This window comes from Gilvibacter sediminis, assembly GCF_028561565.1.
Classification (GTDB): Bacteria; Bacteroidota; Bacteroidia; order Flavobacteriales; family Flavobacteriaceae; genus Gilvibacter; species Gilvibacter sediminis.
Window position 1 is genome coordinate 30,989 of the sequence record NZ_JAQQTE010000023.1, and the last position, 10,690, is coordinate 41,678.

10 protein-coding genes are annotated in these 10,690 nt (G+C 43.9%); 4 read left to right on the top strand and 6 right to left on the bottom strand.

Translation table 11 applies throughout. The features are described from left to right. Positions 1-134 precede the first annotated feature (134 nt). Positions 135-1,271, bottom strand: coding sequence for an acyltransferase family protein (locus tag POW22_RS14365; RefSeq protein WP_272833457.1), 1,137 nt, complete (start codon positions 1,269-1,271; stop codon positions 135-137). 24 nt (positions 1,272-1,295) lie between these two features. Here POW22_RS14365 and POW22_RS14370 point away from each other — a divergent pair, with 24 nt between their 5' ends. After that, entirely contained in the window at positions 1,296-2,441 is a 1,146-nt protein-coding gene (locus tag POW22_RS14370) for a hypothetical protein (protein WP_272833458.1), read from the top strand. Here the strand turns inward: POW22_RS14370 and POW22_RS14375 are convergent. Genes POW22_RS14375 through POW22_RS14390 form a run of 4 tightly spaced genes read right to left on the bottom strand, consistent with a single transcriptional unit; the run spans position 2,438 to position 7,625 of the window. Next, the gene (locus tag POW22_RS14375; protein WP_272833459.1) at positions 2,438-3,391 is read right to left on the bottom strand and encodes an AAA family ATPase; all 954 of its coding nucleotides are present in this window, start codon (positions 3,389-3,391) and stop codon (positions 2,438-2,440) included. The genes POW22_RS14370 and POW22_RS14375 overlap by 4 nt on opposite strands. Before the next feature lies 1 nt (position 3,392). After that, positions 3,393-4,823 (bottom strand): peptidylprolyl isomerase, encoded by a 1,431-nt coding sequence (locus tag POW22_RS14380; RefSeq protein ID WP_272833460.1) that lies wholly within the window; start codon positions 4,821-4,823, stop codon positions 3,393-3,395. After that, positions 4,801-5,661, bottom strand: coding sequence for a peptidylprolyl isomerase (locus POW22_RS14385; protein ID WP_272833461.1), 861 nt, complete (start codon positions 5,659-5,661; stop codon positions 4,801-4,803). The genes POW22_RS14380 and POW22_RS14385 overlap by 23 nt, the downstream gene beginning before the upstream one ends. Beyond that, positions 5,661-7,625 (bottom strand): peptidylprolyl isomerase, encoded by a 1,965-nt coding sequence (locus POW22_RS14390; protein ID WP_272833462.1) that lies wholly within the window; start codon positions 7,623-7,625, stop codon positions 5,661-5,663. Before POW22_RS14390 ends, POW22_RS14385 begins: the two co-directional genes overlap by 1 nt. A 162-nt stretch (positions 7,626-7,787) precedes the next feature. On the opposite strand from POW22_RS14390, the gene POW22_RS14395 reads away from it, so the two are divergent. The 3 genes from POW22_RS14395 to POW22_RS14405 are packed head-to-tail and all read left to right on the top strand — an operon-like array spanning position 7,788 to position 9,061. Continuing rightward, positions 7,788-8,246, top strand: coding sequence for an SRPBCC family protein (locus POW22_RS14395; RefSeq protein WP_272833463.1), 459 nt, complete (start codon positions 7,788-7,790; stop codon positions 8,244-8,246). Positions 8,247-8,248: 2 nt separating this feature from the next. Next, complete coding sequence (locus POW22_RS14400; protein WP_272833464.1) at positions 8,249-8,494, top strand: hypothetical protein; 246 nt, start codon at positions 8,249-8,251, stop codon at positions 8,492-8,494. A 57-nt stretch (positions 8,495-8,551) separates the two neighbouring features. Then, entirely contained in the window at positions 8,552-9,061 is a 510-nt protein-coding gene (locus tag POW22_RS14405) for an OmpH/Skp family outer membrane protein (RefSeq protein WP_272833465.1), read from the top strand. 71 nt (positions 9,062-9,132) lie between these two features. Here POW22_RS14405 and guaB read toward each other — a convergent pair whose 3' ends face one another. Then, complete coding sequence (guaB, locus tag POW22_RS14410; protein WP_272833466.1) at positions 9,133-10,605, bottom strand: IMP dehydrogenase; 1,473 nt, start codon at positions 10,603-10,605, stop codon at positions 9,133-9,135. Positions 10,606-10,690 lie beyond the last annotated feature (85 nt).

Genomic DNA, 10,690 nt, shown 5'->3' on the forward strand with positions numbered 1-10,690 from the left:
AAAATCGTTTGATTTTTATGTCCAATATGCCCTGAACTTAGCCGTATAGTTACGATTTACGGGAATGATAAATTCCGAATTAAAAATTGAACAACCTCTAAAATTCTGGGAGTCTTTATTGCTGACTTAGCAATCTAAGGGGCTTGAAAATAGCGTTTTACCATTTGGCGGTCCCTTAAATTCATCATCGGGCGCTCGTAAATTCGATACAAAACATAGGAAGCCACAAAGGTCAATGCCAAATAAACCAAGACATAGACCCCTTTATCAATCAAGGATAGACGCTCAGTAGGCAAGAAATACTTGAGCAGTTGTAGCACGACAGAATAATGCAATAAATACATGCTGTAGGAGATCAAACTAATGCGGGTTACCGAACCGCGTATAATTCGCGGCGCTGTTTTCCAAGCACTGAGCACGGGTAAAAACAAAGCGATTACTAAAGAACAGAAAGGCAAATAACCCACATTCCAAACCCAAGGATGACTGTCTATGAACCAGCCCAACATGGGAACCCCAAAACTGATCAGCAGCATCCCCAAAACTCCAACAAGGAAAAGTATCCAGCGGTTGCGCTGCCAAAAATCAGCAAAATATTGAGCTGCATAGGCTCCAAGCATACCGTAAAAGATCGCGTCCAAACGATAGATCATCACGGCCTTGAGCTCCGTATTCCAAAAGATCATATCAGACTCAGCCACCTGCAATTGATAGAAGACTTTAGACATCAAGCCAAACAAGATCATTCCAATAGCGGTGTACAGAAAGGCTTTATGAGCTTTTAATTTGAGAAACTTCCAAAGCGCCCAAGCCAAAATCGGCGCGAGCAAATAGGTGAATTCTTCTATGGGTAAACTCCAGGATTCTGTAAAGAAAATGTCCATGGAGCTAAAGGCATTCTGAATAAAGAAAAAGTACTTCCAAAGACTCTCTGGCAAATCGCGTCCCATAAAAAGAACAATCCCAATATTGACCAAGAGGATCAAATAATAATTGGGCAGCGTTCTAAACCAGCGACGTACCCAAAAGTAGCCCACACCTTGCTTGTTGTATCCCCCACTAAACTGTCTTAAAAGAATCCTTCCAATTAAAAATCCGCTTAAAACAAAGAAGATCTCTACGCCCAAGACGCCCATAAGTCGCAAAAGTTCTCCAGGCAAGCCTGGCAATTCAGGAACGATCCACAGCGCATGAGAAAACACCACAAATAGAATGGCAACCGCTCGCATCAGGTCTAAACCAAAAATACGCTTGGAGTAATCTATTTGCATAAAGGAATATATTTGTAAGTAGCTATGCGCATAAAAGTACTTAAAATAATTGTCTGGCTTTCATTAGCCGCTGTGCTTGGTGGAGGTCTATACTATTTGCAGCTTTCCAACCGGCACAAGGCCATTGTAAAAACCACCTTGCTCGCTAAATTAGGCTTGAGTGGAGATTGGCAAGTGAGCTATGGCGCGCGGCAAACAGACTTTTACAGCCCGCTATTCTATGTAGACAATATTTACACCTCCATGGAAGGACCAAAGGCCATGCGCGGTTTTCAGATCAATCCCACAGACAGCAGTCTGGTTTGGGTCAATGGATTTGAGACTTCCGTTATGGCTGCGGATGGAATCACCGAACTCTCCAAGGATTTTATGTGCCACACCAATATGGACTATTATGATCAAAGCTATTACTCCAAATGGCAGATTCCCAATAGAATTGGTAGTAATTATCCGCGTTTGGCTACTTTGACCAATGGGATGGAATCCTATCGTTATCCTGAGGGGTTTGGGTTCCCGATTCGGGCTGATGAATTCCTCTATTTATCCACGCAAGTCTTAAACCACAACTTAAAAGGTCTCTTATTTGGACTGAGACATAAGGTGAGTATATTTCATGAGGCTGATGGTCCCGAGCTCAAACCATTAAGACCCTTGACCGTCTTTATGATGTTGCCCTATGATCCTTTGTTTCCTTTTGATAACGAGGCTGCAAAGGACGACCCTAGCGTTTGTATCCCTGTGGAGACCAAAAACCACAATTATGAAGATGCCGAGGGTGTGCGCCGCAGCGGACATTGGGTGGTATTCCCAGGCAAGCAAATCTATCGCAACGACATCACGGCACAATTGGAGATCAAAGACAGCTTGCAAGTACATCACATTGCCACGCATTTACATCCTTTTGCTACAGGCTTAAAACTCATCAACGCAACAACACAGCAAGTTTTGTTTCATGCTAAGGCTGTGAATCATAAGGATCGGGTGGGCTTGGAAAAAATTGTGGAATACAGTGACGCTACAGGCTTTACCCTATATACAAATCAACAGTATGAATTGGTTTTGGAGACTGATAACACCTCTGGTGAGCGCCAGGACATGATGGCCAGTATGTTCTTTGGTATTTACGACGCTGATCTGGACGCGCGTCTTAAAGCTCGGTTTGAGAATTAGAACAAGTCTTTAATGATGGCCTCAATGGTCACCCCTTCTGCTTCTGCCTTGTAGTTCTTGATCATTCTATGACGCAACACCCCATAAGCTACTTGCTGAACGTCTTCAATATCTGGAGAGTATTTTCCGCGGATGGCAGCATTAGCCTTAGCGGCTAAAATTAGGTTCTGCGAGGCTCTTGGCCCTGCTCCCCAATCCACATAGGTCTTTACCATCTCAGTAGCGGTAGTTTCTTTTGGACGGGTCTTACCTACCATGGTCACCGCGTATTCAATAACATTATCGGCAACAGGGATACGTCTGATCAACTGCTGAAACCCAATGATCTCTTGAGCATTGAATAGTGTATTGACGCTGGCTTGATTGTCTGTAGTGGTGTTTTTCACTACCGAAACTTCTTCCTCAAATGTTGGATACTTCAAGTTGATCGCAAACATAAAACGGTCCAACTGCGCTTCTGGCAGTGGATAGGTTCCTTCTTGTTCAATTGGGTTTTGCGTTGCCAAAACGAAATACGGCAAGTCTAAGGGATAGTGCTTTCCAGCCACAGTCACCGCGCGCTCTTGCATGGCCTCTAGCAAAGCTGCCTGAGTTTTAGGTGGTGTACGGTTGATCTCATCCGCCAAGATAACGTTGGCAAAAATAGGCCCCTTTACAAAGGTGAAATTTCTATTCTGATCCAAGATCTCTGCCCCTAAGATATCACTAGGCATAAGGTCTGGAGTGAACTGGATGCGTTTAAAGTCCAGTCCAAGGGTTTGAGCAACGGTATTAACCAAAAGGGTTTTCGCCAATCCCGGAACTCCAATGAGCAGCGCGTGTCCTCCAGAGAATATAGCCAGTAGCACTTGGTCAATGACCTCTTCTTGTCCTACAATAACTTTGGCAATCTCTGTCTTTAAGGCTTTATACTTCTCGACCAATTGGCCGATCGCTGCTACGTCACTCATATTAATTCTTTATCCAATTGCTGGCAAAATCACAGTCGTAATAATCCCGATTCACACTTACAAAGGTTTCTAAGATCTTCTCATCTTGCCACTCCTCAATAGCTCTACGACGCTTGTCATTCAAGGCGAGGTCCTTGATCTTTTCGTAATCTTTAGAGTAGTCAGCCTGGTGTTCGTCATAACGATCGGTCACCATGATGATCTTGAATTTCTTACGCCCGGTGCGGTCTGCATCGGTCAATACTTGAGAAACCTCCTTGTCTTTTAGGTTGTAGATCTGTTGAGACAATACGGGATCCATTTTGGTCAGGTCAAAACGGGTATCACCACTTACTGGATTTACCAATTGCCCACCGTCATTCTTGGTTTCTTTTTCGTCGGATTCGCTCTTAGCTGCTTCAGCAAAGGTCAGCTCACCATCAACAATACGTTGACGAATGTTCTCGATCTTGGCTTTCGCTACTGCAACAGTCTCATCGGTTACATCAGGGATCAAAAGAATATGGCGCACGTCTACGGTTTGCCCGCGGATCTTATCCACCATTAAAATGTGATAACCGAATTCTGACTCAAAAGGCTCACTCACTTCTCCCTCTTGCAAGGAGAAAGCCATGTCTTTAAATTCCTTTACAAAATTGTCGGAACGCTTCAGGCTGATCTTACCTCCCTTAGTACTCGATCCCGGATCTTGAGAATACAGTACTGCTTTGGTAGCGAATGATTCTCCGTTCTCAACAATACCGCGTCTAAATTCGTTTAAACGGTCAATTACTTTTTGGATCTCCTCCTGAGGGATCTCAGGCTCAATAACGATCTGCGCGATCTCAACCTCCGCGCTGAATAGCGGACGCTCATCTACAGGAATTGAATTAAAGAAGGTTCTCACCTCTTCTGGAGTGATCTCTACCCCTTCAATGATCTTGTTCTGCATTTCAGAGGCCAACATATTGTCTTTGTTGATCTGGAAAAGCTCTGCTCTCAGTTCAGGCATGGTCTTTTTCTTATAGAATTTCAAAACCTGCTCTTCTGAGTTGAACTGCGCCAGCATGTACTGTATCTGCTGATCAGTAGTCGCATTCACCTGTGCATCTGGAATGATCACACTGTCCTGAATGGCGTGATGCGCGTATAGTTTTTCTTCCATCAAAGTTCCCAAAAGCTCACAACGTGTAATGTCTGCAGTTGAAAAACCTTGCTGTTCTATTTGAATGTATTTACGATCGATATCACTGTCCAAAACGATGTATTTACCCACTTGGGCACTTACCCCGTCCACTTTGAATTTCTCAAAGGTCTTCACAGTATCAATGACCTGTTGACTCGCCGCAACTCCCGTGCTATCTACCTCTACTACTTCCTGCGCCTGCAATTGCAACCCAACTAAAGCCAGGGCGGCAAAACATAAACGGCTATTGATAAACTTCGAAATCATTATTCTTGATCGCATCTTTTGTAATATCGGCCTCCAATTTTTTAATGAGGTCCAATTTCCTTTTGTTTAGTATAATTTGTTGAATGGTGGGTCTGACGTATTCCAGCGGAGCATCATCCCCTTTTTCTAAGGCATCCTGAACTTGGATCAAATATACTCCTATAGAGTCTTGCAGCCTTACGAAATTAGATTTTTTTAACTTTTCTGCGTTGGTTTTAACCGCAATTAACGGTATTTCCGAAAGCAGGGCGTCTTGGCGCACCCAAGTACTGTCATTGAGGTAGTAACGCTTGAACTGAAAAGCGATCTCCTCTAGGGCTTCCTTAGCTTCAGCATCAAATTCTTTTAGATCCTCAGAGACCTTATCTGTGTCATTAAATTCCGTCCCTACGTAAATATATCGCAGCTTGAGTAAACGCTCCTTCAAGACAAAGCTCTCCTTGTTCTTTTCATAATACTGCTGATAGGTTTGCGCTGTTATGGAACTGTCTAACTGATTAGACACCACAGCATTCTTATAACCTTTGGTATAAAGGTCGGCTTTGTAATCGTCCACCAACTGATCATAAGTAGCCAATTGAGACTCCGAAAGGTTCAATCGGGCCTGATCAATAAGCAACTGCTGAGTGGCCCAACGATTGATATAATTGGTCACGATCAAAATACTGTCTTCTGCAGAAGTATTGGGCTGGATCAGGTTGGTAAGATCCTCCTTGAAAAGATAACTGTCATTTACACGAGCAACAGGTTCAGAAGGCAATTCCCGAGTTAAGAAATCACAAGAAGTCATTGCCATAGCGGCAAGCAAAGCAAAGAACCAGTAATTTCTTCCAAGCATTAGAGTTGTGCTTTAATTTCCTTGAGCACCGCTTGGTCTATTTTCACCTTGAATTTTTTCTTGAGTCGTTCCATGAAGGTCGATTCCAGGGCAGCCTGATAATCACCCATTACACGGCCTCGAATGGTTTCTAAGGGGATTGCCGTCGGTGCTAAGAGTTCGTCTGTTCGTATAACCGTAAATTGCCCGGCCTTATTGTACACTTTAGAAACTCCAGTCGCTAATTTGTAAGCTTCGGGTAGCAAACGGTGGCCCGCTGCATAGGTTCCTTGACTAAAAATTACTTGGGTTTCATTTTCGGTATTGAACTGCGCTTGTAGCTCAGCAAGAGTGGCCCCTTTCTTTAGTGCCTTTCTAACTTTTTTAGCTACGGATTCGTTGGGTGTGGAGGCAACCAGACCAACTACTCTAGGTTTGTACTGATAGTTTTCTATCTGGTCATTGTAGAAAGCTTCCAATCCAGTGCTGTCCTTTCTTACTTTGCCCCAGATCTCACTTTCCATAAGATCAAAGATCAACAAGCCTTCCTTGTATTCCTGTACGATATTGGCAAAGCCTTGGTCTTCTTTATCTAAATTGTCTTTGAAGAAATCACGAATGGTCGCCAGCTCAAACTCACTGTAAAAAGTCTTTGCAGCACCGTAGGTTGTCCCCTTTCTGGCGGACTTGCGTTGACGCTCTTCTATAAAACGCGCAAAATCGTCATAGGTAAAACTAGTCCCATTCAAATTGAAGATCTCCGTTTTCATTGCCGGATTCAGACTATCAGTATACTTCCAGGTCTTGGTTTTGATACTGTCGGTCAAGAAATCTGCAAAGAAAGGAACTACATGATCTGGCGTGGTTACATTATACCGAGCCTTGAGTTCCTGAATGGACATAGCCTTGATGAAGTCCAAGCGTTGCGCTTGTTGTACTTTTTGCTTTAAACGCGGTTCTACCTCTTCAAAGGTCGGGTATTCGTGACGCTCCAAGAGTTTTATGATGTGCCATCCAAAATCGGTTTGTAAGGGTTTGGACATATCGCCAGGGTTCTCTAGAGAAAATGCAGCGCGCTCAAAATTTTCTGCATTCAACATTCCCGGTCCAAAACGGCTGAGTTTTCCGCCGTCTTGTGCTGTGTTCTTATCGTCTGAATACTGTCTCGCAAGGTCTTCAAATGAAGCGCCTTGCTGAATGTTCCCATAAAGCTCGTTGATTCTGGCTTCCGCATCAAAATTTGGATCATCTTGTTTTGGGCTGATCATAATGTGCGCCACCGTTACTTGTTTCGCTACTAGGCGTCTGTCTAGCACTTCAATGAAATGGTATCCAAACTGAGTTCTAACAATCTCTGAGATCTCTCCAACAGGAGTATTGTAAGCAACGGTTTCAAAAGGATATACCATTTTAAAAACAGAGAACCATCCGAGATCCCCTCCGGTATCGGCAGCACTCGGATCACCTGAGAATTGACGCGCAGCATTTTCAAAATCACGCTTACCGTCTATAATCTCTTGACGTAGTTTCACCGCTTTGTTATAGGCTGCTAAGGTATCTTGCGGCAGGTCGTCCGCAGTCACACTGATAACAATATGGCGCGCACGGATCTCTTCCTGTTGTCTTTTAAAGGCTTCTTTCATCAATCCGTCAGTCACCTCACCGACGTTCATATAGGTAGTGGCCAGTTTGTGCTTGTACTTGCGGTATTCGGTTTTGTGCGCCTCCGTCTGATCCAATCCCATGTCATAGGCCTCAGCAACCTTGAGCTTGTAATCAATATACAAGTCCAGATAGTTGTCCACCTTGCGTTGTTCCGCGTCGGCTACCAAGTTGAGATTCTTGTTGTAAACACGCATGAACTCCCCTGCCGTGATAGCATTGTCTCCAATAGTGAGCACGGTTTTGTCTTCCAGTTGTTGGGCAAACCCACCAAAGATGGTCAATGCAACGAACGATAAACTAAGTAGACTTCTCTTGAGCATGGATCACTTTTTTTATAGTACCCGCAAAAATAGCAAAAAGCCGGGGGCAAGCAAGAATTTAACGCCTGGACTGTAAAGGGTGGAATAATTTTAAGAAAAAAATAACGCTCTTGGATTTTTGCTACCTTTATTCCTCTTATCAACAACTAAACATCTGGCCTTATGAAGTATACTTGCGAAATTATTATTGACCGCCCACTGCAGGAGGTCATTGACAAATTGGACAGTGCCGAAAATATGAAGCATTGGCAACGCGGTCTTATTGACTACGAGCAAATCAGCGGAGAACCTGGACAGGAAGGAGCTCAAATGCGCTTGAACTATCAGATGGGCAAACGCCAAATGAGTCTAACGGAGACCATTGTGAAACGCAATTTTCCGCATGAATTCGAGGCGAATTACGACACCAAGGGTGTTCACAATATTCAAAAACTTCACTTTGACAGTACTCCTGATGGAAAGACGAAGTGGGTCTCTGATTGCGAGTTCCAATTTCAAGGATTAGGGATGAAATTTATGGGATGGCTTATGCCTGGCGCCTTTAAAAAACAGTCCTTAAAATACATGACTGATTTTAAAGCCTTTGTAGAAGACGGTACCTCTGTAGCAGACCAAGCCTAATTATGACAGATAAAGCGAGATTACTTTGGGACTTTAGAGGCCCCGCAGCTGCCCAAACAGCAGCGCATCACGTGATTCACTTAAACGAATTCTTTGAGCGTGAATCCTTCACTTGCTATGAAACTGGCGTGCTTAAACAATCTCCAATGTGGCAATCGGCTTATGCCATTGTGGACCTTACAGATGCGCAAGCACTCCGAGAAATTCTCAAACCCCATCGCGGTCAGCGCATTGCCGAAGGCAGTTAGTGTTAATTGGCACCGTAATTGTAACCTAAAATTCTATATTTGCAAAAAATTAGAATTATGCGTTTTTATCTTATAGGAATCATTGCAGTGGCGACCTCTTTTCAAATGTTCGCCCAAACTTCAAAAGTAGGTACCATTGATGTGGACTATATTTTGAGTAAAATGCCAGATCTAGAAACAGTGAAGGCTGGTGTAGAGGCATACGGAAAAGAATTAGATACGGAATTGGGTCAGAAGATCGCTAAGTACGATTCATTGATCGCTAATTACCAGAAGAACGAGACTACATATGGCGATGCAATCAAAAAGACCAAGCAAGACGAGATCATTGAACTAGAAGGTGAAATGCAACAGTTCCGTCAAAACTCGGTAACCCTATTGCAACTTAAGCAAAATGAATTGATGCAGCCGCTTTACAAAAAAGTAGGAGTTGCACTAGAAGCTGTGGCGCAAGAGCAAGGATATACACAAGTATTGACAAGTAATGCTACAGTGGCTTATTTAGATCCTAAATTAGACGTTACCGTTGCGGTAATGCAAAAGCTCGGTTTGCCTACGGAAGAATAGGTAGCAAATACAACTCATAAAAAAAGCACTGTCCAAAAACAGTGCTTTTTTTATGCTTATGACCAAAGTACCTATCGGCTGTAATTTGGTGCTTCTTTGGTGATGGTCACATTGTGTGGGTGACTTTCGTGGATTCCAGAAGAAGTGATCTTTACGAATTTACCCGTCTCCTGCAATGTAGGAACGTCCTTGGCACCACAGTATCCCATTCCAGCGCGCAAACCTCCGACAAATTGGTGTACACTTTCATACAACTCGCCTTTGTAAGGCACACGCCCAACGATACCTTCTGGTACAAGTTTTTTCAAATCGTCTTCTACATCTTGGAAATAACGGTCTTTAGAACCTTTAGACATAGCCTCTACAGAACCCATTCCGCGGTAAGACTTGAACTTACGTCCTTCATAGATGATGGTCTCTCCCGGAGATTCTTTGGTTCCCGCTAAGAGCGATCCGAGCATCACACAGTCTGCTCCTGCGGCCAAGGCCTTAGGAATATCACCCGTGTAACGGATTCCTCCATCAGCAATAACAGGTACACCACTACCCTTAATAGCGGCGGCAACTTCCAATACTGCAGAGAATTGAGGGAAACCAACTCCAGCAACAACACGTGTGGTACAGATAGACCCTGGTCCAATTCCAACTTTTACAGCGTCGGCTCCCGCATCTACCAAATATTTAGCGGCTTCTGCGGTTGCAATATTACCTACAACCACCTCTAATTCTGGGAAGCGTTTTTTAATGTCTTTAAGCACAGTAACAACGCCTTGAGTGTGTCCGTGCGCCGTGTCAATTACAATCGCATCCACATCTGCTTTGACCAAAGCGGCAGCGCGTTCAACAGCATCGCCAGTAACACCAACGGCAGCGGCAACGCGCAAACGTCCGTAAGTATCTTTGTTGGCAATTGGCTTTAAGGACAGCTTGGTAATGTCTCTAAAGGTGATCAGTCCAATTAAGGTGTTCTCTTTAGTCACTACAGGTAGCTTCTCAATCTTGTTATCTTGTAAGATCTCTTCGGCATCCATAAGGGAGGTTCCCTCATGCGTAGTTACCAAGTTCTCACTGGTCATCACCTCAACGATAGGACGCTCGTTGTTCTTTTCAAAACGCAGGTCACGATTGGTAACAATACCTTTAAGCTTGCCCTCACCGTCTACGATTGGGATACCTCCAATACTGTGCTCGCGCATGCTGTTCTTGGCATCAATTACTTTGGCATCTAGTGGCAAGGTAACCGGATCGATGATCATACCGCTTTCTGCACGCTTGACACGACGCACCTTAGTGGCTTGCTGTTCAATGGTCATGTTCTTGTGCAAAACACCAATTCCCCCTTCTCTAGCCATAGCAATAGCCATACGCGCCTCTGTTACAGTATCCATAGCTGCGGACACAATAGGTACGTTTAGCGTGATATTACGCGTAAACTTTGATTTGATAGAAACGTCTCTGGGAAGTACCTGTGAATAGGCTGGAACAAGTAGAACGTCGTCGTAAGTAAGACCTTCTCCTACTATTTTGTTTTGATGTGCTGTCATTGCAATTAAATCTGATGCCCGTAACCGAACGTTTATTTTTATTTAATTGCATGCAAATATACCAAAAATCGGCGAGAGCGAATGT

Excerpts from the sequence above, each read along its gene's own strand:
- POW22_RS14365 (WP_272833457.1), bottom strand. The coding sequence starts at position 1,271 with ATGCAAATAGATTACTCCAAGCGTATTTTTGGTTTAGACCTGATGCGA.
- POW22_RS14370 (WP_272833458.1), top strand. The coding sequence starts at position 1,296 with ATGCGCATAAAAGTACTTAAAATAATTGTCTGGCTTTCATTAGCCGCT.
- POW22_RS14375 (WP_272833459.1), bottom strand. The coding sequence starts at position 3,391 with ATGAGTGACGTAGCAGCGATCGGCCAATTGGTCGAGAAGTATAAAGCC.
- POW22_RS14380 (WP_272833460.1), bottom strand. The coding sequence starts at position 4,823 with ATGATTTCGAAGTTTATCAATAGCCGTTTATGTTTTGCCGCCCTGGCT.
- POW22_RS14385 (WP_272833461.1), bottom strand. The coding sequence starts at position 5,661 with ATGCTTGGAAGAAATTACTGGTTCTTTGCTTTGCTTGCCGCTATGGCA.
- POW22_RS14390 (WP_272833462.1), bottom strand. The coding sequence starts at position 7,625 with ATGCTCAAGAGAAGTCTACTTAGTTTATCGTTCGTTGCATTGACCATC.
- POW22_RS14395 (WP_272833463.1), top strand. The coding sequence starts at position 7,788 with ATGAAGTATACTTGCGAAATTATTATTGACCGCCCACTGCAGGAGGTC.
- POW22_RS14400 (WP_272833464.1), top strand. The coding sequence starts at position 8,249 with ATGACAGATAAAGCGAGATTACTTTGGGACTTTAGAGGCCCCGCAGCT.
- POW22_RS14405 (WP_272833465.1), top strand. The coding sequence starts at position 8,552 with ATGCGTTTTTATCTTATAGGAATCATTGCAGTGGCGACCTCTTTTCAA.
- guaB (WP_272833466.1), bottom strand. The coding sequence starts at position 10,605 with ATGACAGCACATCAAAACAAAATAGTAGGAGAAGGTCTTACTTACGAC.